The organism is Tepidibacter formicigenes DSM 15518, assembly GCF_900142235.1.
In the GTDB taxonomy this organism is placed as follows: domain Bacteria; phylum Bacillota; class Clostridia; order Peptostreptococcales; family Peptostreptococcaceae; genus Tepidibacter; species Tepidibacter formicigenes.
On record NZ_FRAE01000029.1, the window covers coordinates 1 to 22309 of the forward strand.

General features: G+C 27.9%; 24 protein-coding genes and 1 rRNA gene. 12 read left to right on the plus strand and 13 right to left on the minus strand.

Annotated features, from left to right (window positions below):
• From BUA77_RS07050 to dnaA, 13 genes are all read right to left on the minus strand, one after another.
• Positions 1 to 158: ribosomal RNA gene (locus tag BUA77_RS07050) — 16S ribosomal RNA — on the minus strand; the annotation flags it as partial.
• Between the two features lie 265 nt (positions 159 to 423).
• Positions 424 to 1203, minus strand: coding sequence for a SigB/SigF/SigG family RNA polymerase sigma factor (locus BUA77_RS07055; RefSeq protein WP_072888686.1), 780 nt, complete (start codon positions 1201 to 1203; stop codon positions 424 to 426).
• Complete coding sequence (locus BUA77_RS07060) at positions 1203 to 1589, minus strand: ATP-binding protein (protein WP_072888740.1); 387 nt, start codon at positions 1587 to 1589, stop codon at positions 1203 to 1205. Before BUA77_RS07060 ends, BUA77_RS07055 begins: the two co-directional genes overlap by 1 nt.
• A gap of 59 nt (positions 1590 to 1648) precedes the next feature.
• Entirely contained in the window at positions 1649 to 1966 is a 318-nt protein-coding gene (locus BUA77_RS07065) for an STAS domain-containing protein (RefSeq protein ID WP_072888688.1), read from the minus strand.
• The gene (locus tag BUA77_RS07070) at positions 1947 to 2270 is read right to left on the minus strand and encodes a hypothetical protein (RefSeq protein ID WP_072888690.1); all 324 of its coding nucleotides are present in this window, start codon (positions 2268 to 2270) and stop codon (positions 1947 to 1949) included. Before BUA77_RS07070 ends, BUA77_RS07065 begins: the two co-directional genes overlap by 20 nt.
• Positions 2270 to 2539: a YtxH domain-containing protein gene (locus tag BUA77_RS07075; RefSeq protein ID WP_072888693.1), complete on the minus strand. Its 270-nt coding sequence runs from the start codon at positions 2537 to 2539 to the stop codon at positions 2270 to 2272. Before BUA77_RS07075 ends, BUA77_RS07070 begins: the two co-directional genes overlap by 1 nt.
• Before the next feature lie 83 nt (positions 2540 to 2622).
• Positions 2623 to 5049, minus strand: a complete 2427-nt coding sequence (gyrA, locus tag BUA77_RS07080; RefSeq protein WP_072888695.1) for a DNA gyrase subunit A — start codon at positions 5047 to 5049, stop codon at positions 2623 to 2625.
• Positions 5050 to 5067: 18 nt separating this feature from the next.
• Positions 5068 to 6969, minus strand: a complete 1902-nt coding sequence (gene gyrB / locus BUA77_RS07085; RefSeq protein WP_072888697.1) for a DNA topoisomerase (ATP-hydrolyzing) subunit B — start codon at positions 6967 to 6969, stop codon at positions 5068 to 5070.
• Positions 6969 to 7250, minus strand: a complete 282-nt coding sequence (gene remB / locus BUA77_RS07090; RefSeq protein ID WP_072888699.1) for an extracellular matrix regulator RemB — start codon at positions 7248 to 7250, stop codon at positions 6969 to 6971. The genes gyrB and remB overlap by 1 nt, the downstream gene beginning before the upstream one ends.
• A gap of 12 nt (positions 7251 to 7262) precedes the next feature.
• Positions 7263 to 8363, minus strand: coding sequence for a DNA replication/repair protein RecF (gene recF / locus BUA77_RS07095; RefSeq protein ID WP_072888701.1), 1101 nt, complete (start codon positions 8361 to 8363; stop codon positions 7263 to 7265).
• 15 nt (positions 8364 to 8378) lie between these two features.
• Complete coding sequence (locus tag BUA77_RS07100; RefSeq protein ID WP_072888703.1) at positions 8379 to 8585, minus strand: RNA-binding S4 domain-containing protein; 207 nt, start codon at positions 8583 to 8585, stop codon at positions 8379 to 8381.
• Between the two features lie 130 nt (positions 8586 to 8715).
• Positions 8716 to 9822: a DNA polymerase III subunit beta gene (dnaN, locus tag BUA77_RS07105; RefSeq protein WP_072888705.1), complete on the minus strand. Its 1107-nt coding sequence runs from the start codon at positions 9820 to 9822 to the stop codon at positions 8716 to 8718.
• Between the two features lie 238 nt (positions 9823 to 10060).
• Complete coding sequence (gene dnaA / locus BUA77_RS07110) at positions 10061 to 11380, minus strand: chromosomal replication initiator protein DnaA (protein WP_072888707.1); 1320 nt, start codon at positions 11378 to 11380, stop codon at positions 10061 to 10063.
• Positions 11381 to 12038: 658 nt separating this feature from the next.
• Between dnaA and rpmH the strand changes: the two genes are divergently transcribed.
• From rpmH to BUA77_RS07170, 12 genes are all read left to right on the plus strand, one after another.
• Positions 12039 to 12173, plus strand: coding sequence for a 50S ribosomal protein L34 (gene rpmH, locus BUA77_RS07115; protein ID WP_072725240.1), 135 nt, complete (start codon positions 12039 to 12041; stop codon positions 12171 to 12173).
• Positions 12174 to 12234: 61 nt separating this feature from the next.
• Positions 12235 to 12585, plus strand: coding sequence for a ribonuclease P protein component (rnpA, locus tag BUA77_RS07120; RefSeq protein ID WP_072888709.1), 351 nt, complete (start codon positions 12235 to 12237; stop codon positions 12583 to 12585).
• A 14-nt stretch (positions 12586 to 12599) separates the two neighbouring features.
• A complete protein-coding gene (gene yidD, locus BUA77_RS07125; RefSeq protein ID WP_330390041.1) occupies positions 12600 to 12821 on the plus strand; it encodes a membrane protein insertion efficiency factor YidD in 222 nt (73 codons plus the stop codon).
• Between the two features lie 26 nt (positions 12822 to 12847).
• On the plus strand, positions 12848 to 13498 hold the full coding sequence (locus BUA77_RS07130; protein WP_242939096.1) for a YidC/Oxa1 family membrane protein insertase: 651 nt from the start codon (positions 12848 to 12850) through the stop codon (positions 13496 to 13498).
• Between the two features lie 4 nt (positions 13499 to 13502).
• On the plus strand, positions 13503 to 14126 hold the full coding sequence (jag, locus tag BUA77_RS07135) for an RNA-binding cell elongation regulator Jag/EloR (protein ID WP_072888715.1): 624 nt from the start codon (positions 13503 to 13505) through the stop codon (positions 14124 to 14126).
• A 119-nt stretch (positions 14127 to 14245) separates the two neighbouring features.
• Positions 14246 to 15625 (plus strand): tRNA uridine-5-carboxymethylaminomethyl(34) synthesis GTPase MnmE, encoded by a 1380-nt coding sequence (gene mnmE / locus BUA77_RS07140; protein ID WP_072888717.1) that lies wholly within the window; start codon positions 14246 to 14248, stop codon positions 15623 to 15625.
• Between the two features lie 50 nt (positions 15626 to 15675).
• Positions 15676 to 17571: a tRNA uridine-5-carboxymethylaminomethyl(34) synthesis enzyme MnmG gene (mnmG, locus tag BUA77_RS07145; protein ID WP_072888719.1), complete on the plus strand. Its 1896-nt coding sequence runs from the start codon at positions 15676 to 15678 to the stop codon at positions 17569 to 17571.
• On the plus strand, positions 17561 to 18280 hold the full coding sequence (rsmG, locus tag BUA77_RS07150) for a 16S rRNA (guanine(527)-N(7))-methyltransferase RsmG (protein ID WP_072888741.1): 720 nt from the start codon (positions 17561 to 17563) through the stop codon (positions 18278 to 18280). Before mnmG ends, rsmG begins: the two co-directional genes overlap by 11 nt.
• A gap of 166 nt (positions 18281 to 18446) precedes the next feature.
• Positions 18447 to 19235: a nucleoid occlusion protein gene (gene noc / locus BUA77_RS07155; RefSeq protein ID WP_072888721.1), complete on the plus strand. Its 789-nt coding sequence runs from the start codon at positions 18447 to 18449 to the stop codon at positions 19233 to 19235.
• Between the two features lie 61 nt (positions 19236 to 19296).
• A complete protein-coding gene (locus tag BUA77_RS07160; protein WP_072888723.1) occupies positions 19297 to 20070 on the plus strand; it encodes a ParA family protein in 774 nt (257 codons plus the stop codon).
• 1 nt (position 20071) lies between these two features.
• Positions 20072 to 20923: a ParB/RepB/Spo0J family partition protein gene (locus tag BUA77_RS07165; protein ID WP_072888725.1), complete on the plus strand. Its 852-nt coding sequence runs from the start codon at positions 20072 to 20074 to the stop codon at positions 20921 to 20923.
• Positions 20924 to 20935: 12 nt separating this feature from the next.
• Positions 20936 to 22081: an aminotransferase class V-fold PLP-dependent enzyme gene (locus tag BUA77_RS07170; RefSeq protein WP_072888727.1), complete on the plus strand. Its 1146-nt coding sequence runs from the start codon at positions 20936 to 20938 to the stop codon at positions 22079 to 22081.
• The last annotated feature ends 228 nt before the right edge of the window (positions 22082 to 22309 follow it).

Below are 22309 nucleotides of genomic sequence, written 5' to 3' on the forward strand. Positions count from 1 at the left end.
TTCGGTATGTTATCCATGTGTATAGGGCAGGTTACCCACGCGTTACTCACCCGTCCGCCGCTAGAATCAAAGAGCAAGCTCTTATCTCCTCGCTCGACTTGCATGTGTTAGGCACGCCGCCAGCGTTCATCCTGAGCCAGGATCAAACTCTCAAAATAAACTTCGTTTATATCGCCAACGAAATCAAAGATTTCCGTTACTCAAAATAAACTTGGCTTCATGTTTTATATCCAGAATCACTTGGTGTGATTCATTATGACCTACTGTTTAATTTTCAAAGTTCAATTTATTTTTCTCTGTGTTGTTGACAAGTAATAATATATCATTTTTATTTTTTACTGTCAACACTTTTCTACATTTTTTTTAAATTCGTCAAAAGAGTATAAATTATGCTCTTTTGACGAATTTTAAGTTTACTTAATTCTATATTATTTTTTCATATTCTTTTTGTAGTTTAGATATTATTTTCTTTTCAAGTCTTGATATTGTCATTTGTGACACGCCAAGTTCTTTTGCTATATTACTTTGTGTTTTTTCATTAAAAAATCTATCTTTAACTATTTTTACTTCTATTTCATTCAATTTATTTATAAAATTATTTATAAAATCCTTATTCTCTATTTTCTTAAAGTTTTTATCTTCATTACCCATTAAATCCATCAATCTTATGTCTTTGTCATCTCTATCGTTATCATAGCTTATATCCAAAGATGTTGTTTTATATCCTTGCGATGCCTCCATAGCCTCCAAAACATCTTCTTGAGAACAACCTAGATAATTTGCTATATCCTCTATTTTAGGTGGTTTTTGATTTTTTTGCTCAAGTTCTAATCTTGTTTTATTTACTTTTTTAGATAATTCCTGAATTCTTCTAGGAACTCTAATAGACCATCCTTTATCTCTAAAGTATTTTTTTATTTCCCCTACAATAGTTGGAGTTGCAAAACTTGAAAACTCATAACCTCTTTCTATATCAAACCTATCTATTGCATATATAAGTCCTAATGATGCAACTTGATAAATATCTTCATACTCAATTCCTTTATTTATAAATTTTTTAGATAGTATATCAACTATATACATATATCTTTCTACTAAAATGTTTCTTATACTTATATCTTTTGTATTTTTATATAAAGCAAACAATTCTTTTTCTGTTAAAGCTTCATCTATGTTGCTTGTAGCTTTTGCTACATTTTTCATTAAATATCAGCCCCTAAATACTTAATCATTTTTATTTGAAATCCATTTCCCTCTTTAGATATGAACTCAACATCATCCATAAGACTTTTAATAATAAAAAGCCCTAGTCCTCCTTCTTTGGGATTTAATAAGTCTGGCTCTTTTATCTCCTCTATATTACATCCTTTACCTTTGTCTTTTATAACCACATCTAAACTATCATTATTTATATTAAAATTAATATAAAACTTATCATCTAGTCCATGCTCTATAGCATTAGTGCATCCTTCTGCTACAGCTACTTTTATATCTTCTATTTCTTCTACATTAAATCCCATTCTATTAGCTATACCCGAAACAGTTAATCTTATAACTCCTACATATTCAGGCTTACTTGGAACTGTCATATCTATTGATTCTATTCTTCTATCTTCAATTTCTTCCTTACTTATTACTGGTGTCAACGTTATCCCTCCACTTTAAATATTTTATCTAAACCAGTTATATTGAATAATTTTTTTACATTTGCTTTTGCATTAGTTATATATATATCCTTTTCTTGTTGTTTTAATCTTTTTAATGTTCCAATTAAAACTCCAAGTCCTGTAGAATCTATGTATTCAAGATTTGATGCATTTAATATTATATCTTGAGGATTAGTTGTAACTACTTCTATTAAATTTTCTTTTAATTTATTTGCAGTATATATATCAATTTCTCCTTTTAACTCTATATTCCAAATCTTTTTATCCTTATTAAAATCTTTATTTATCACAAGTGACATTTTTTACTTTCCTCCTTTTTTCATTCTTAATAAATAGATTACTTATAAATTCAATACCTTTTAGAAAATTGGATATATTAGTTCCTATAGAAATTACTTTATCTACATTTGAAGATATATTATCTACATTATTTACAATATTTCCAATTTTCTTTTCATTATCATCTAATATCTTATTTATTTTAACTAATATTTCACTAGACCTTTTAAATATAATACCTAAATTTATACAAACAATTATAAATCCTATGCAAAAACCAATTCCAATTAAGAGGATTCCAAACTGCCATATACTAACTTCCACTATTTTTCACACTCCTCTTCTTCAAACATCTTACTTATTATTATTTCTTCTTCTGGCTCTATTATTTCATCATACTCACTTAAATTTTCTACTATATCTTTTATTTTATCTTTTATATTTTTTTTAAATTCTTCTGGGTTATTAACTGCATCTCTTGTTTTATTTAAAATAAATTCTCTAGACTCTTTTCCGCTCTTTGGAGCAAATAATAAAGCTATTATAGCACCTATTATGCTTCCAAAAATAAAATATCTTCCCTTTTTAGCCACAATTTCAACCCCTTTTCTTTAATATATTATTATTTTACCATAATTATCTATGCTTTTATATTAGAAAAGAATAGGGTTTTATCCTATTCTTCTCCTACTATTTTAGCCATGGATTTTACATAAGTTTCTTCATCTGTTCTCATTAACTTAACACCACTTGTTACTCTACTAAGTATTGATATTTCACTTACCTTTAATCTAATTAAAACTCCATCTGAATTTATAATCATCAATTCATCTTCTTCATTAACTACTTCTGCACCAACTAAATCTCCAGTTTTTTCACTTATATTATATGTTTTTAGTCCTTTTCCTCCTCTATTTTGAATTCTATATTCAGAAATAGAACTCCTTTTTCCATATCCATTTTCACTTACTACTAACAGCTTTGAACCTTCACTTATAAGGTCTATAGAAACTACTCTATCATCTTTATCTAAACTTATTCCTTTAACCCCCATTGCTGATCTTCCCATTTCTCTAATATCCTTTTCACTAAATCTAATAGCCATTCCTTTTTTAGTAACCAAAATTAATTCTTCATCACCGCTAGTAGTTTTTACTCCTATAAGCTCATCATCTTCTCTTAAGTTTATAGCAATAAGACCATTTCTTTTACTCTTTCTAAACTCACTTATAGCAGTCTTTTTAATTATTCCATTTTTAGTACATAAAACAAGATACTTTTCATCATCTTGTTTTCTTATTGGGATTAAAGCCGTTATTTTTTCACCCTTTTCAAGAGGAAGTAAGTTTATAATAGCAGTTCCTTTAGATTGTCTTTTTCCTTCAGGTATTTGATAAGCATTTATTCTGTATACTCTTCCTTTATTCGTAAAGAAAGATATTCTACTGTGAGTAGATGTTGTTATTAAATGCTCAACAAAATCTTCTTCTCTAGTAGTTAAAGCTGAAATTCCTTTTCCTCCTCTTTTCTGGCTTTTATAAGTGTCTGATGGGAGTCTTTTTATATAGCCAAAATGAGTTAGAGTTATAGCTATTTCCTCATCTTCTATTAAATCTTCAATGTTAATTTCACCTTCGACTGCTTGTATATCTGTTCTTCTCTCATCACTATATTTTTCTTTTATAAGTATTATTTCTTCTTTTATTAAGTTTAAAAGGATTCTTTCATCTGCTAAAATCTCTCTTAACCTATTTATTTTTTTGATAATTTCTTCATATTCTAAGTCTATTTTTTCTCTTTCAAGTCCTGTAAGTCTTTGAAGTCTCATATCTAGAATTGCTTGAGATTGAACTTCTGTTAAAGAAAATTTCTCAATAAGCCCAGCCTTAGCTTCTTGTCCATTTTTAGAAGATCTAATTAGCTTTATAACTTCATCAAGATTATCAAGAGCTATTTTTAAACCTTCTAAAATATGAGCTCTATCTTCAGCTTTTTTTAGTTCATATTGAGTTCTTCTTGTTACAACATCTTTTTGATGTTCTAAGTAATGATATAACATTTGCTTTAAATTTAAAACCTTAGGCTCTCCATTTACAAGAGCCAGCATTATTATACTAAATGTATCTTCTAACTGAGAGTGTTTATAAAGCTTATTTAGTACTATATTTGCATTAGCATCTCTTTTTATCTCTATAACAATTCTCATACCATTTCTATTACTTTCATCTCTAAGGTCAGAAATACCTTCTACTTTCTTTTCTTTTACAAGATCAGCTATTTTTTCAACAAGCTTTGCTTTGTTTACAAGATATGGAATTTCAGTGACTACTATTTGTTGTTTTCCTTTTCCTATATCTTCAATATAAGCTTTAGCTCTTACCTTTACTCTTCCTCTACCCTTTGTGTATGCAGATATTATACTTTCTTTACCCATTATAGTAGATCCTGTAGGAAAATCTGGTCCCTTTATAAATTGCATAAGATCTTCTACTTGGCAATCTGGATTATCTATAAGATGAACAACTCCATCTATAACCTCTCCTAAGTTATGAGGAGGTATAGAAGTTGCCATACCTACTGCAATTCCATTAGATCCATTTACTAAAAGATTTGGAAATCTTGATGGAAGTACAGAAGGTTCTTTTAATGTATCATCAAAGTTAGGATTATAATCTACAGTTTCTTTATCTATATCTCTTAAAAGTTCTAGAGTTAGCTTTGACATTTTAGCTTCTGTATAACGCATTGCAGCAGGTGAATCACCATCTATAGACCCAAAATTTCCATGACCATCTACTAACATATATCTAGTTGAAAAATCTTGTGCCATTCTAACCATTGCAAGATATACCGCACTGTCTCCATGTGGATGATACTTACCCAGTACATCCCCGACAATACGAGCAGATTTTCTATAAGATTTGTCTGGAGTTAAATTAAGTTCATTCATAGCATAAAGTATTCTTCTATGAACAGGCTTTAATCCATCTCTTACATCAGGAAGTGCACGTCCTACAATTACACTCATTGCATAATCTATATAAGATTTTCTCATTTCATCTTCTATTTCAACAGGGACTATCCTATCTTTATTCTCACTCATCTAAATATCCCCCTTCTTCTATATATCTAAATTATCTACATATTTTGCATTTTCTTCTATAAAATTTCTTCTAGGTTCTACTTTATCTCCCATTAACATAGAAAATATCTCATCAGCTAAAGCTGCATCTTGTATAGAAACTTGAAGAAGTGTTCTAGTTTCAGGATCCATAGTAGTTTCCCAAAGTTGTTCTGCATTCATTTCTCCAAGACCTTTATATCTTTGAATATCAATAGAACCCCTACCCATTTCATCTAAAATTTTATTTAATTCTTTATCAGAATAAGCATAAACTTCTTGTTTGCCTTTTTTTATTTTATAAAGTGGAGGTTGTGCTATATAAACATAACCATTATCTATTAAAGGTCTCATATACCTAAAGAAAAATGTTAAAAGAAGCGTCCTAATATGAGCTCCATCAACATCAGCATCTGTCATTATTACTATTTTGTGATATCTAAGTTTTTCACTGTCAAATTCATCTCCAACTCCACATCCAAAAGCAGTTATCATATTTCTTATTTCTTCTGAATTTAATATTTTGTCAAGTCTAGATTTTTCAACATTTAATATTTTACCTCTAAGAGGAAGAATTGCTTGAGTAGCTCTATCTCTACCTTGCTTTGCTGAACCTCCTGCTGAATCTCCTTCGACTAAAAATACTTCACTTTTAGCAGGATCTTTTTCTGAACAATCAGCAAGTTTTCCAGGAAGGGAAGTACTCTCTAATACATTTTTTCTTCTTGTAAGTTCTCTAGCTTTTTTAGCAGCTTCCCTTGCTCTTTGAGCTCTTAATGCCTTATCTACTATGATTCTAGCACTAGTTGGATTTTCCTCTAAAAAGGCTCCGAACTCATTTACTGTTACACTTTCAACTATACCTCTAACTTCTGTATTTCCAAGCTTAGTTTTAGTCTGACCTTCAAATTGAGGTTCTGGTATTTTTACAGAAATTATAGCAGTAAGACCTTCTCTTATATCTTCTCCTGATAAATTAATATCTTTTTCTTTTAAAAATTTATTTTTTCTTGAATAATCATTTAAAGTTCTGGTAAGTGCAGTTTTAAATCCACTTAAATGGCTTCCACCTTCATGAGTATTTATATTATTAGCAAATGAATATATATTTTCTGTATATCCATCAGTATATTGCATTGAAATTTCAACAACATATTCGTCTACTTTCTTTTCAAAATAAACAACATCTTCATGAATTATATTTCTAGTTTTATTTAAATGTTTTACAAATTCAATAAGTCCACCATTATAGTGAAATTCTTTTTTCTTTTCCTTATCTTGTCTTTTATCTTCTAATATTATCTTAATTCCTTTATTTAAAAAAGCTAACTCTCTAAGCCTATGTTCTAATGTTTCATACTTAAATTCTATTTCCTCAAATATAGTACTATCTGGTTTAAATATTACAGTAGTTCCAGTTTCCTCTGTATCCCCTATAACACTAAGTTCTGTTATTGGATTTCCTCTTTCATATTTTTGATTATGAATTTTTCCATCTCTTTTTACAATAACTTCAACCCATTCAGATAAAGCATTTACTACAGATATACCTACTCCGTGAAGCCCTCCGGATACTTTATATCCTCCTGCTCCAAATTTTCCACCGGCATGAAGTACAGTTAAAACAGTTTCAACCGTAGATTTACCTGTTTGTGGATGTTTTTCAACGGGAATACCACGTCCATTATCTGCAATAAATACACTACCATTATCTTCTAAAGATACATATATTTCACTACAGTATCCAGCTAGAGCCTCATCTATACTATTGTCTACTACTTCATAAACTAGATGATGAAGTCCTCTAGGACCTGTAGATCCTATATACATTCCAGGTCTTTTTCTTACAGGTTCAAGTCCCTCTAATACCTGTATTTGACTTGCTCCATATTCTTGATTCATTATATTACCTCCGTTTCCAAGAAAGCAGAATTACTAACTTCCGCTCTTTTTAAAAGGGTTAATGATGAAATAGGTGAATAATATACTATAAAACTATCTTTAAATTTTGTTACTATAATAGATTTAGGATTTTGCTCTATCAATCTTATAATTTTATTATTTTTATCTGCGTTTTTAAAAAACTCTATAGAACTTTTAGATTTTAAAATTGATTGAGCATCAAGTATAAAAATAATATCACTAATTAAAACATTGTAATCTCCACCTAAATGTAGAAACATATTAAAATCCTCCTAATAGATAGCTCTCCCTTTTTCAATATAGAATATACTTACATCCTTATTTTCAAAAATTCTTTTATGAGTATCTTCAGCACTAGTAATAAATACCTGAATATGCTCAAAACTATCTACTAGTAGCTGTTGTCTCTTTTGATCTAGTTCACTAAATATATCATCAAGTAAAAGTACAGGGTATTCTCCTATTTCTTCTTTTATAAGTTCTATTTCAGATAATTTCAATGATATTGATGCTGTTCTTTGCTGACCTTGTGAACCGTATAACCTAACATCTAATGAATTTATTAAAATATTTATATCATCTCTATGTGGTCCAAATTTAGTAGTCCTATTTTGTTTGTCTAACTCTCTGTTACTTTTTAAAATTTTTAAAAATTTATCTCTTATATCCTCACAAGTATTATCAAAATTTACATCTATTTGATTTATATATTTTATTTTTAGTTCTTCAATTTCGTCTGTCAATTTTTTATGAATTAATTGTGCTAATATACCTATTTTTTTTATAAAATCTCTTCTGTAAAAGTATATATAGCTTCCATACTCACAAAGTCTTTCATCATAAATGTCTAATAAATTTTCATTTATATAATTAGATTTTAGCAATTTATTTCTTTGAATAAGTATTTTATTATAATTTAAAATATAATTATAATACATTGGGATTATTTGGCTTATTTCTCTGTCTATAAATTTTCGCCTCTCTTTTGGACCCTCTTTAACTAACTTTAAGTCTTCTGGTGAAAAAACAACAACATTTAGATTTCCTAATAATTGCGAAATTTTTTCAATTGATATTTTATTTACTTTAATCCCTTTTTTACTATCTTTTCTAATAACTACCTCAATTATATTATCGTCTTCTTCCTTTACAAATAATCCACCTACATAGCTATTTTTTTTATCAAATTTTATTAAGTCTTTATCTCTATTTGTCCTAAAAGATTTTCCTATAGACAATGAATATATAGCTTCTAGTATATTTGTTTTTCCTTGTCCATTTTTTCCTAATAATAAATTTATATTTTTATTAAAATTTAAATGCGCTTCATCATAATTTCTAAAATTAATGAGTTTTAAACTTTTTACATACACAAAAAGCACTCCTATCTATAGTACTTTTACACTCATTCCTTGAACATCAATAATATCTCCAGATTTTATCTTTTTTCCTCTTTGATACTCAACTTTTCCATTTACTTTAACTTCACCTTCTTGAATAATTATTTTAGCATGTCCACCGGTAGATGCTATGTCTATTAATTTAAGAAGCTGATCTAATTTTATGAAATCTGAATTTATTTTAATTTCTTTCATTAACAATTCCTCCTAATTTACAGTGCATTATATTATTATATCATAAAAGTATTATAACAAAATCTTAATTAATAAAAATTCAATGTGGATAAATATTATTAATTATAAAAACCCAACAGTATTGTTGGGTTTATGCATTGGCTGATATTCTAACTGGTAAAAGTAAATATATATATTTAGCTTCGTCTACTGGTTTTAATATGCAAGGACTTACATTTGTAGTAAATTCTAAGTATATTTCTTCACTATCTATTATCTTTAAAGCTTCAATAAAATATCTTGAATTGAATGCTATATCTAGATCTTCTCCTTCTAAAACGATAGGAACCTCTTCATGAACATTTCCTATTTCAGAATTAGATGTTATTATCATACTATCATCTCTCACAGAAAACTTAACTAAATTATTTTTACCTTCTTTTGCTAAAAGAGAAGCTCTCTCTATACTATTTAGAAGTTTTTTTGTATTTACCTTAACTTTTAAGTTATATTCTCTAGGTATAAGTTGACTATAGTTTATAAACTCTCCTTCTAAAAGTCTTGTTATTATTTTTGTGTCTTTAATTAAAAATAAACAATGCTTATCAGTAAAAGCTATTTTAAATGTTCCATCTTCAGATAATATTTTGTTTACTTCATTTAAAGCTTTTCCAGGTATTATTACTTTGCTATTGCCAATGAAGTTTTCTATTTTCCCACTTCTTATAGCAAGTCTATATCCATCTATTGCAACTAAACTTATATTACTATTTTCAATTTCTAAAAGCTCTCCCATCAATATAGGTTTTGTTTCATCTTGTGATATAGCAAATACAGTTTGTCTTATCATATTTTTAAACAAATCTTCAGGAAGTTCATAAAATCTATCCTCATCTACTTCAGGAAGCTTTGGATATTCTTCAGAAGAATGTCCTTTTATTTTAAACTCAGAGTTTTCACATTTTATATAGATATTATTTTCTATGTCTGTTGTTATTTCTATAAAAGAATCTGGTAATTTTCTAATTATATCTCCAAATAACTTAGAATCTATTACAATAGATCCTTCTTCTATTATTTCTCCATCTAAAAACGTTTCTATACCTAATTCTAAGTCATTTCCAACTAATTTAATTTTATTTTCCACAGTTTCAATAAATATTCCTTTTAAAATAGGCAATGTTGTTTTACTGGAAACTCCTTTTTGAACAGTATTTACTTTATTAGCCAATAGTTTTTGGCTACATATTATTTTCAATGTGGATAACCTCCTTTGAATAAATAACAAAAAAATATAATAAAAAATATAGTAGTAATAGTAATAGGGCCTGTGGAATTGTGGATAAGTAGCAAAAGCACTTGATTTTACACTTATCCACATGTTAACAATGTGTTAGTTCTTATTATATTTTTATTAACATATTTGTGTATGAATAAAAACCAAAAAAAGATGTTAACAATTTATTCAGATAATATCAACTACCATTTGTGAACAATTATCCTTTTAAATCGCTAATTATTTTATTTATTTTCTCTTTTATATCAGAATTCGTTTGTATATCATTGCTTATTTTGTCGTGGGCATGTATTACAGTTGTATGATCTCTTCCACCAAATTCTTCTCCTATTTTAGGAAGTGAAAGATCTGTAAGTTCTCTGCATAAATACATTGCTATTTGTCTTGGATATGCAATAGCTCTTGTTCTCTTTTTAGAATTAAAATCTTCCATTTTTATATTAAAGTTTTCTGATATTTTTTCTTTTATAATATCTACTGTTATTTCTTGAGGTTTTGAAGAAGATATTATATCTTTTAAAGCTTCAATTCCTAAGTCAAAAGTTATTTCTTTATTTGTAAGAGAGGAATAAGCAACTACTCTTGTTAAGGCTCCCTCTAATTCTCTAATGTTAGATTTTATATATTTTGCAATATAACTCATTACTTCATTAGGAACTGTAATATTTTCCATTTGAGCTTTTTTTCTAAGTATAGCTATTCTAGTTTCAAAATCAGGAGGTTGAATATCAGTTATAAGTCCCATTTCGAATCTAGATCTTAACCTGTCTTCTAGTGTAGGTATTTCTTTAGGTGGTCTATCACTAGATATTATTATTTGCTTATTTGCTTCATGTAGAGCATTAAATGTATGGAAAAATTCTTCTTGAGTCCTTTCTTTACCTGCTATGAATTGGATATCGTCTACAAGTAAAACATCTACATTTCTATATTTATTTCTAAATTCTTCATTTCTATCATCTTTTATAGAGTTTATAAGTTCATTTGTAAATTTTTCTGAGGAAACATAAACAACTTTTGATTTTTTTGTATGTCGTAATATATGATGTCCAATTGCATGCATTAAATGTGTTTTTCCAAGTCCAACTCCACCATATAAGAACAAAGGGTTATATGCTCTAGCTGGGGCTTCTGCAACAGCAACACAAGCTGCATGAGCAAATCTATTACTATTTCCTATTACAAAAGTATCAAATGTATACTTTGGATTTAGGTTTGAATAGCTTGGTACTTCTATTTTTGGTTTAGTTTCATTTTCAAAATCCTTTAAATCTTCTTCATCTAATATAAATTTAATTTTATATTTAGTAGATGAAATTTGATTTATAGATCCTTCTAATAGATTCATATATCTAGCCTCTAAAATTCCTTTTGTAAAATCATTAGGAACAGATAATAATATAGTATTATTCTTTATCTTAAGAGGTTCAATAGGGTTAAAAAAAGCATTAAAACTCGCGGGAGTGAGTTCTGTTTTTATTAATTTAAGAGCATGTTCCCACAAGGAAAGTAAATCCATATTAGTGACCTCCTGTTATATTTATTTGATCAACAGTTTACACAGAGTTATTAACAATTATTTAAAATAAATAAAAAATTGCAAAATAAAATAAACTCATATAAAAAAATGAGGAAAATTAATATATGTTTGTGGATATATTTGTATAAATATATCTATATTTAAAATAAAAAGGATTTATTTTAGATCGTGTTAATAAATTTATATTAAATATAAACATTGAAATTTAAGCATAAATAAGAATGAAGTTGGATAAAATAAATTATTATACACAACTTTATCCACATAGTGTGAATAACTTGGATACTTCCTTATATTATTATTAACATTATCAACAGGTAAAAATATAATACCAAATATTAAAACAAACTTCAATACAATAAACCTAATTTATCCACAATAATAAACGCATGTGGATAAATTAATACACATATTGAATTTAAACATAGATAAAAACTTATCTACATTTGTAGAAGTAATGTAGATTTTGAAGATTATTATAAAGTACATAATTTATAATTCATTAAAAAATTTCATTGACAATGAAAAATAATACTTATATAATTTATTAAGTAGTATGCTCACTTTTAATCCAAGGTGAAGTAATAAAAATTAAAAATTTAAAATAGAAAAATACTCAGGAAAGGCGGTGTTTTGGATGAAGAGAACTTATCAGCCAAAGAAAAGACAAAGAAAGAAAGAACATGGATTCAGAAAAAGAATGAAAACTAAAAGTGGTAGAAACATTTTAAAGAGAAGAAGAGCAAGAGGTAGAAAAAGATTAACAGCTTAGTTTATTAAGGGCCGCTTAATGTGGCCCTTTTGTGTAATTTTTAGGCTGGAGGAAATAGTCAATGAATTTTGTTAATGCTCAGGGTATAAAAAAAGATTCTGAATTTAGACATGTCTATAAGCAAGGGAAATCATTTGCAAATAGGCTATTAGTAATGTATATACTTAAGAATGATTTAGATATAAATAGAGTTGGTTTTTCTGTTTCTAAAAAAGTTGGAATAAGTGTAGTAAGAAATCATGTTAAACGACTTATAAAAGAAAGCTTTAGACTAATTAGCAAAGATGATAAAGTTAAAACAGGTTATGATATAGTTTTTATATCTAGAGTTGCTGCAAAGGATTCTGATTTTAATTCGATACAAAAATCAATGATAAATTTGTTTAAAAAAGCTAATATTATAAAAAGATAAGGAGATTATATATAGTGTTTAAGTATATAACAAAATTATTTATAATTATTATAAAGTTTTACCAAGTATATATATCTCCAATTAAAGGTAAGACCTGTAGATTTTATCCTACTTGTTCTCAATATGCTATAGAAGCTCTGAAAAAGTATGGATTTTTTAAAGGGTCTTATTTGTCTATAAAGAGAATTTTAAAGTGTCATCCTTTTCATGAAGGTGGACATGATCCTTTAAAATAATATGAATTATATAGGAGGTTTTTATTTTGTTTGCTAGTTCCTTAGGTGCACTATTAAAAATAGTATATGACGTAGTTGGTAATTATGGTTGGGCAATAGTATTATTCACTGTAATTGTAAAATTAGCGCTTCTTCCTTTGACTTTAAGTCAAACTAAATCTATGAAAGCAATGCAGGAAATACAACCTAAGATAAAAGAAATTCAAGAAAAGTATAAAAATGATCAGCAAAAAATGAATGAAAAGGTAATGCAGCTTTATAAGGATAATAAAGTTAATCCAATGGCAGGTTGCTTACCACTTCTAGTACAATTCCCTATATTAATAGGACTTTTTAAAGCATTAAAAAATCCTGCTACATATGTGTTTGGATCAGAAGCTGCATATAAAGCTATAGATACTAGCTTTTTATGGCTTAGTAATTTATCAGACCCAGAAAAAATAATCTTACCCTTATTAGCAGGGCTTACTACATATATTTCATCTGCAATGATGACTCCAAAAGAATCTAGAAAAGATTCAACTCAAGTTATGATGCTTTATTTTTTTCCAATAATGATATTTTGGTGGGGTAGAAGTTTTCCAGCAGGTCTAACTTTATACTGGGTTGTAAGTAATGTATTCCAAATTGCACAACAGCAATTTATAATAAAGCCTGCTAAGCTTAAGGAGGAATAGAATAATGAATTTTTTGGAGGTAACAGGTAAAACAATAGAAGAAGCTTTAAATAAAGCTTTAAATGAGTTAAATGTTACTAAAGAAGATGTAGAGGTAGAAGTTTTAGAAGAACCAAGTAGAGGTTTTTTAGGTATTATAGGTAATAAACTAGGTAAAATAAGAGTAACTTTAAAAGATAGAAGTGAAGAAATTGCAAGGAATTTTATTCAGGATATATTAGACTCTATGAACATTAATGGAGAAATTGAAATATCAAAAGAAAATAATGATTTAAATATAAATTTAAAAGGAGAAGAATCTACTGCTTTGATTGGTAGAAGAGGAGATACTCTTGATTCTCTTCAGTTTTTAACAGGTTTAGTAGTAAATAAAAGTGCAAAAGGAAAAGTAAGAGTTTTAATAGATATAGAAAACTATAGACAAAAAAGACAACAATCTTTAATTAGATACGCAAAAAAGCTTGCTAAAGATGTAGTAAGAAATAAAAAAACTATAAGACTTGAAGCTATGAATCCTTATGAGAGAAGAATAATACATTCAGCACTTCAAAGAGATCCTTATGTTACTACTCATAGTGAAGGAGTAGATCCAAATAGAAAAGTTGTGATAACTTTAAAAAATAAGTAAAAAGTAAATTTAAAAACCTCCTAAATTTAGGGGGGTTTATTTTTGCTTATTTTTTCTATATAATATTTAGATTAAGGATATAATTAATAATGTAATTATAATTTTAAGAGGTGATTTATTTGTATATAGATGATACTATTGCAGCTATTGCTACTGCTCCAGGTGAAGGTGGAATAGGAATAGTTAGAATAAGCGGTAAAAAATCCTTAGATATAGCAGATAATATATTTAAATCTGTTAGCGGTAAAAAAATAAAAGAATATAACCCTAGAACTTTGATTTATGGAAATATATTAGAAGAAGAAAAGATAATAGATGAAGTATTAGTTGCTTACATGAAAGCACCTTATACTTATACTAAAGAAGATATAATTGAGATAAACTGCCATGGTGGATTTTTATCTGTAAAAAAAATACTAGAGCTTGTACTTAAAAAAGGAGCAAGGCTTGCAGGACCGGGAGAATTTACCAAAAGAGCATTTTTGAATGGCAGAATAGATTTATCTCAAGCAGAAGCTGTAATTGATATCATAAGAGCTAAAACTGATTTAAGCTATAATATAGCTCAAAATCAATTAGAGGGTAATCTTTCTTCGGAAATAAGAAAGCTTAGAAATAAGGTTACAGCAATACTTGCACATATAGAAGTTTCGATAGATTTTCCAGATGAAGATATTGAGCATTTAACATATGAAACTTTATATAATAAATCTAAAGAATTAAAAGAAGATATAATAAAGCTTTATGAAACTTCAGAAACTGGGAAAATAATGAGAGATGGACTTAAAACAGTTATTGTAGGAAAACCAAATGTAGGGAAATCCTCTCTTTTAAATGCTATACTTAAAGAATCTCGTGCTATAGTTACAGACATACCAGGAACTACAAGAGATGTAATAGAAGAGTTTGTAAGTATAAAAGGAATTCCATTAAAAATAATAGATACAGCAGGAATAAGAGAAACGGAGGATCTTGTTGAAAAAATAGGGGTAGAAAAATCAAAAGAGTTTTTTGAAAAAGCTGATCTTATTATACTTGTATTAGATGCTTCAAGAGAATTATCATCAGAGGATATAGATATACTTAACAATATAAAAGATAAACAAGCAATAGTTTTAATAAACAAAATCGATTTACCATCAAAATTAGATGAACAAAAAATAAAAGAATATATAAATAAAGACAGAGTAATAAAAATATCTGCTATTCAAAGAACAGGAATAGATAAACTAGAAGATGAAATTGCAAGTATGGTATATAAAGGCGATGTTTCACAAAAAGATAGTGTAATGATTACAAATGTAAGACACAAAGATGCTCTTGGAAAAGCAATAAATTCTATAAATGATGCTATAAGATCAATAGAAGACAATATGCCTCTTGATTTTGTTGAGGTAGATTTTAAAAATATATGGGATTACTTAGGAGAAGTAAGTGGAGATACAGTTTCAGAAGATTTATTAGATACAATATTTAGAGATTTTTGTATAGGAAAATAGTATGATGTTTATCGTGAAACATTAATTTGTGAAACATAAGGAGGATAGATATGAAATTTAACGGAGGAGAATATGACGTTATAGTAGTTGGTGCAGGGCATGCCGGATGTGAAGCAGCATTAGCATCAGCTAGAATGGGATGTAAAACATTAGTTATAACTATGTCCCTAGATTCAATAGCATTAATGCCGTGTAATCCATCTATAGGAGGAACTGGAAAAGGGCATCTAGTTAGAGAAATAGATGCTTTAGGTGGAGAAATGGGTATAAATATAGATAAGACTTTTATACAAAGCAGGATGCTAAATACTGCTAAAGGGCCAGCTGTACATTCCTTGAGAGCTCAAGCTGACAAATATAAATACCATAAAGAAATGAAAAAAACATTAGAGAATCAAGAAAATCTAGATTTGGTTATGGACGAAGTAATAGATATAATATCAGAAGAAAATATAGTCAAAGGAGTTTCTACAAAATTAGGAGCAAATTATTATTGTAAGGCTTTAATACTTTCTACAGGAGTATATTTAAACTCTAAAATATACATAGGAGAGGTTAGCTTTTATGAAGGGCCTAATGCTCTTGGATACTCTAAATATTTAACAGATAGTTTAGTAAAGCTGGGGCTTAGAATGAGAAGGTTTAAAACAGGAACGCCAGCAAGAATTCATAGAGATTCTATTGATTTTTCAAAAATGGAAATACAAATGGGTGATGAAAAAATAATTCCTTTTTCATTTATAAATGATGAACTTGAATTAAGGCAAGAACCTTGTTATTTAACTAGAACAACTGAGAATACTCATAAAATAATAATGGATAATATAAAAAGATCGGCTATGTATAGTGGAGAGATAGAAAGTGTTGGTCCTAGATATTGTCCTTCTATAGAAGATAAAGTTGTTAGATTTAATGATAAACCATCACATCAAACATTTATAGAACCTGAAGGACTTGGGACAAAGGAAATGTATATACAAGGTATATCTACAAGTCTTCCTTATGAAGTTCAAATTGATATGTATAAATCTATAACTGGCCTTGAAAATTGTAAGATAATGAGACCTGCGTATGCTATAGAATATGATTGTATAGATCCAACTCAATTAAAGCCATCTCTTGAAATAAAAGGAGTTGAGAATTTATTTAGTGCAGGACAATTTAATGGAACTTCAGGTTATGAAGAAGCTGCAGCTCAAGGCCTTATAGCAGGAATTAATGCTGTTCTTAAAATACAAGGAAAAGATTCTTTTATTTTAGATAGATCAGAAGCTTATATAGGAGTATTAATAGACGATTTAGTTACTAAAGGAACTAACGAACCTTATAGGATGATGACATCAAGAAGTGAATATAGATTGTTACTTAGACAAGATAATGCAGATTTAAGACTTACAGAGAAGGGTTACGAAATAGGGCTTGTTACAGAAGAAAGATATAAAAAATTTAAAATAAAAAAAGAGCAGTTAGATAAAGAAATTGAAAGATTAAAAACAGAAAGAGTTACTCCAAAACAAGTAAATAAAATACTTGATGATTTGAATTTACCTAAAATAAATACAGGAATGTCACTTTATGAATTCTTTAAAAGACCCGAGTATGATTATAAAATTTTGGAAAAGATAGGGAAAGACCCAAAAACACAAATATTAGAATCGGTAAAAGAACAATGTCAAATAACTGCAAAATATGAAGGATATATAGATAAACAGTTAAAGCAAATAGATCAATTTAAAAAGTTAGAAACAAAAAAACTTCCACAAGATATAGATTACTCTAAAATAGATGGATTAAGACTTGAAGCAAGACAAAAACTAAATGATATAAGACCAATTTCAATAGGACAGGCTTCTCGTATATCAGGAGTATCTCCAGCGGATATATCTGTTCTTTTAATATATCTTGAGCAGATTAAAAGAGGTAGAGGTGAAAGAATTGAACAATAGAGAAATTTTAAAAAATGGATTAAATGAACTAAATATCTCCATAGATGATTTTAAAATAGATAAATTTGAAAAATATAAGGATTTACTTGTTGAGTGGAATAAAAAAATCAATTTAACTGCTATAGAAGATGAAAAAGAAATTTATATTAAACACTTTATAGATTCTTTATCTTGTCTTATTAAGAATTATATAAAAGATAATGATAAAATTATAGATGTAGGAACAGGTGCAGGTTTTCCGGGCATACCTTTAAAAGTATGCCTTAATGATTTAAATTTAACTTTACTTGATTCACTAAATAAAAGAATTAATTTTTTAAAAGAAGTTTGTAGCAGTCTTGAATTAGAGAATGTTGAATTTGTGCATGGTAGAGCAGAGGACTTTGGAAAAGATGAAAAATACAGAGAAAAATATGATATAGCAACAGCTAGAGCTGTTGCATCACTTCCTATACTTCTTGAATATTGTACACCATTTATAAAAGTAGGAGGATATTTTGTTTGTTTAAAAGGACCATCTATTGGTGAAGAATTAAAAGAATCTAAAAAAGCAATGGATGTTTTAGGGATGGAATTTGTAGAAAAAATAGATGTAAAACTTCCCTTTACAGACATAAATCACAATATATTGATTCTGAAAAAAGTAAAGAATACTCCAACAAAATATCCACGAAAGGCGGGAAAACCATCAAAAAATCCTATAAAGTAATGAAAAGAGTGTCAAAAAAAGAGTATATTTCCCGAGAAATAAGCTAAGATGTAATACAAAAATATAAAAATATAGAAGGGATATGAATGTTTTTGGAGAAAGTATTAGTTGGGAAATAATTTTTTAGAACAAAATTTATCATATTTCTTCTGGAGTGAGGGATATTATGGAAGATAGAAAAGTTATGGAAATACCTATAGATATTATAATTCCAAATCCATATCAGCCTAGAAAGACTTTTTCACAGGCAGCATTACATGAATTAAGTGAATCTATTAAAGTTTTTGGGATACTTCAACCTATTACAGTAAGAAAAATAAGTGATAGCAGATATGAGCTAGTTGCAGGAGAAAGAAGATTAAGAGCTGCAAAGCTTGCAGGACTTAAAAATATTCCTGCTATAATTAATAATCTTTCAGATAAATCGTCAGCTGTTTTAGCACTTATTGAAAACTTACAAAGAGAAGATTTAAACTTTATAGAAGAAGCTTTAGGCTATGAAAATTTAATAAAGGATCATAATTTTACTCAACAACAGCTTGCTCAAAATCTTGGCAAAAATCAATCAACAATAGCAAATAAGCTTAGAATACTTAGACTTTCAGATGATATAAAGGAAAAGTTAATTGAAAATAACTTAACTGAAAGACATGCTAGAGCACTTCTTAAATTACCAGATGATGAGCTTAGAATCCAGGTTTTAGATACTATAATAAAAAATGATTTAACTGTTAAAAAAACAGAGAAAATAATAAAAGATATATTAGAAGATTTAGCAAATCCAAAGGAACCAGAAAAAAGACAAAAGATAAAAGCTGCTCTTAATTTTAGAATTTATTTAAACACATTAAAAAATGCATATAATGCTATAATTGATACAGGAATAAATGCAAACTATAAAGAATTAGATAAGGGGGATCATATAGAAGTTGTAGTCAAAATTCCTAAGTCTTAAGATTACTGTTATAGCGGTAATCTTTTTTTCAAAGTTTTAAGGCGTTAAAGGGGGAATTAAAGTGGGGAAAATAATTGCTGTTTTTAATCAAAAGGGGGGAGTAGGTAAAACTACAACCAATGTAAATTTAAGTGCCTGCATAGGAAAAATGGGTAAAAAAACGTTAGTTGTAGATTTAGACCCCCAAGGAAATACAACTAGTGGTTTTGGTATAGAGAAAGAAGAAGTTGAATATACAGTTTATGATGTTTTATTGGGAGAAAAAAACATAAAGGATACAATAATAGAAACTGAGTTTGACAATATATTTATACTTCCTTCATCAACAGAACTTGCTGGAGCGGAAATTGAGCTTACAGGAATAGATAATAGAGAATTTATTTTAAAAAATATTTTAGAAGATATAAGAGAAGATTATGATTATATATTTGTAGATTGCCCTCCATCTTTAGGAATGTTAACTATAAATTCTCTTGTAGCAGTAGATAGTGTTTTAATCCCTATACAATGTGAGTATTATGCTTTAGAAGGAGTAAGCCAGCTTATGGGAACTATCTCTCTTGTTAAAGAAAATCTTAATCAAAAGCTTGAAATTCAAGGGGTTGTTTTGAGTATGTTTGATGGAAGGGCAAATCTTTCAATTCAAGTTGTAGATGAAGTTAAAAAATATTTTAAAGGGAGTGTATATACTACAATTGTTCCAAGAAATGTAAGACTCGCTGAAGCACCTAGCCATGGCAAACCTGTAATATATTATGATCCTAAGTGTAAAGGCTCTTTAGCATATACTGAGCTTGCTGAGGAATTTATTGATTTAGAAGAGGATGTGATATGAAATGGCTAAAAATAGGTTAGGAAAAGGTTTGAGTGCTCTAATACCAAATGTTAAAGATAATTTAGACAATAAAGAAATAGTTAATTTAAATATAAACAAGCTATATGCTAATATAGATCAGCCAAGAAAAATATTTGATAAAGAAAAATTAGAAATCCTTTCTGAATCTATAAAAAATTATGGAGTTCTTCAGCCTATTGTTGTAAAAAAAGAAGAAGATGGGTATATGATTATAGCTGGAGAGAGAAGATTTAGAGCTGCTAAGATGGCAGGGTTAAAAGAGATGCCTGCAGTAATAAAAGACCTTCCTCTTAAAGATATAATGGAAATAGCACTTATTGAAAACTTACAAAGAGAAGATTTAAATGCTATAGAAGAAGCTATTGCATATAAAAGTCTTATAGAAAACTATAAAGTTACACAAGAAGAAATTTCAGAGGCAGTTGGTAAAAGTAGACCTCATATAACAAACACTTTAAGACTTCTCAATTTAGGAGATAAGGTTATAAAACTTATTGAAGAGAATAAGATTACTCCAGGCCATGGAAAAGCACTTCTTAGAATAGAAAATAAAGAGCTTCAATATGAAATATCTCAAAGAATAATAAGAGAAGGACTTTCTGTAAGAGAAACAGAAGCTTTAGCTAAGAATATAGTTGAAAAAAAAGATACTAAAATTAAGAAGAAAAATAAAGACCCATTTATTGTAGATATAGAAGATAAGTTAAGAAGTATATTTGGAACAAAAGTTAATATATCAAAAGGAAAGAAAAAAGGAAAAATTGAGATAGAATACTATAACGAAGAAGAACTTGAAAATATACTAGGATACATATTAGAAAAACAAGCTTAGGAGGATTTTGTTATGATTTATTTAGATAATGCTGCAACTACCTTTCCAAAACCAGAAAATGTTTATAAAGCAGTATTAAATTGTATGAAAAATTATGGGGCAAATCCAGGAAGAGCAGGACACAAATTAGCTTTATCAGCAGGAAGAATAATATATGAAGCAAGAGAAAATTTATGTAAACTATTTAATATAGATAACCCGATGAATATTATATTTACATACAATGCTACAGACTCTTTAAATTTAGCTATAAAAGGAATTGTTCGAAAAGGAGACCATATTATTACAACAAGCATGGAGCATAACTCTGTAATAAGACCTATTAAAGAATTAGAGAAAATAGGTGTAGAAAATACAATAGTAAAGTGTAATGAATTAGGAGAATTAGACCCTAATAAAATAAAAGATGCTATAAAGGATAATACAAAGCTTATTGTTACTACACATTCTTCAAATGTATGTGGAACTATTATTGATATAGATTCTATAGGAAAAATTGCCAGGGAAATGAATATAATTTATTTAGTTGATGCAGCACAAACGGCAGGAGTTTACGATATTGATGTAGAAAAAATGAATGTAGATATGCTTGCTCTTCCTGGACATAAAGGATTATTAGGACCTCAAGGAACAGGGGTACTTTATATAAAAGAAGGAATTAAATTAAATCAATTAAGAGAAGGTGGAACAGGAAGCAAGTCAGAAGAGCTTACTCAGCCAGATATAATTCCTGATAGATATGAATCAGGAACTCCTAATACTCCAGGAATAGCAGGGCTAAATGAAGGTGTTAAATTTATATTAAAAGAAGGTATTGACAAAATAAGGAATCATGAAGAAGAATTAACGCAGTATTTTATAGAAGGGCTAAAAGAAATACCTATGATAAAAATATATGGTCCTAAAAATAGTAAAAAACAATCTTCTGTAGTATCTATAAATATTGGAGAAGAAGATTCATCAGAGATTAGCTATGTTTTAGATTCTGTATTTAATATAGCAACAAGGTCTGGGCTTCATTGTGCACCACTTGCACATAAAACACTAGGAACATTTGAACAGGGAACTGTTAGATTCAGTATAGGATATTTTAATAAAAAAGAGGATATAGATAAAGCTTTAGATGCATTAAAAAATATAGTTAATGAAATAAAATAAAAAAAAAATCCTATGTTATTTTATTGAAATTTATAAAAAATATTCATTAAATTTACAGTAAAATAATAATAGGATTTTTTTTATTTATTTAATATATTAATAGTATATTTTATAGTTATAAATATTATCACTTTATTAAAAAATAATATTAAATATAATTATAAAATATTGTATTTTGATATACTAATAAGTTATAATTATAAATAGAAAAATTTGTTTGGAGGACTA

Excerpts from the sequence above, each read along its gene's own strand:
- rpmH (WP_072725240.1), top strand. The coding sequence starts at position 12,039 with ATGAAGAGAACTTATCAGCCAAAGAAAAGACAAAGAAAGAAAGAACAT.
- BUA77_RS07170 (WP_072888727.1), top strand. The coding sequence starts at position 20,936 with ATGATTTATTTAGATAATGCTGCAACTACCTTTCCAAAACCAGAAAAT.
- BUA77_RS07060 (WP_072888740.1), bottom strand. The coding sequence starts at position 1,589 with ATGACAGTTCCAAGTAAGCCTGAATATGTAGGAGTTATAAGATTAACT.
- gyrA (WP_072888695.1), bottom strand. The coding sequence starts at position 5,049 with ATGAGTGAGAATAAAGATAGGATAGTCCCTGTTGAAATAGAAGATGAA.
- BUA77_RS07055 (WP_072888686.1), bottom strand. The coding sequence starts at position 1,203 with ATGAAAAATGTAGCAAAAGCTACAAGCAACATAGATGAAGCTTTAACA.
- BUA77_RS07065 (WP_072888688.1), bottom strand. The coding sequence starts at position 1,966 with ATGTCACTTGTGATAAATAAAGATTTTAATAAGGATAAAAAGATTTGG.
- BUA77_RS07100 (WP_072888703.1), bottom strand. The coding sequence starts at position 8,585 with ATGAAAGAAATTAAAATAAATTCAGATTTCATAAAATTAGATCAGCTT.
- remB (WP_072888699.1), bottom strand. The coding sequence starts at position 7,250 with ATGTTTCTACATTTAGGTGGAGATTACAATGTTTTAATTAGTGATATT.
- mnmG (WP_072888719.1), top strand. The coding sequence starts at position 15,676 with ATGAAATTTAACGGAGGAGAATATGACGTTATAGTAGTTGGTGCAGGG.
- noc (WP_072888721.1), top strand. The coding sequence starts at position 18,447 with ATGGAAGATAGAAAAGTTATGGAAATACCTATAGATATTATAATTCCA.
- jag (WP_072888715.1), top strand. The coding sequence starts at position 13,503 with ATGAATTTTTTGGAGGTAACAGGTAAAACAATAGAAGAAGCTTTAAAT.
- rnpA (WP_072888709.1), top strand. The coding sequence starts at position 12,235 with ATGAATTTTGTTAATGCTCAGGGTATAAAAAAAGATTCTGAATTTAGA.
- BUA77_RS07165 (WP_072888725.1), top strand. The coding sequence starts at position 20,072 with ATGGCTAAAAATAGGTTAGGAAAAGGTTTGAGTGCTCTAATACCAAAT.
- dnaA (WP_072888707.1), bottom strand. The coding sequence starts at position 11,380 with ATGGATTTACTTTCCTTGTGGGAACATGCTCTTAAATTAATAAAAACA.
- gyrB (WP_072888697.1), bottom strand. The coding sequence starts at position 6,969 with ATGAATCAAGAATATGGAGCAAGTCAAATACAGGTATTAGAGGGACTT.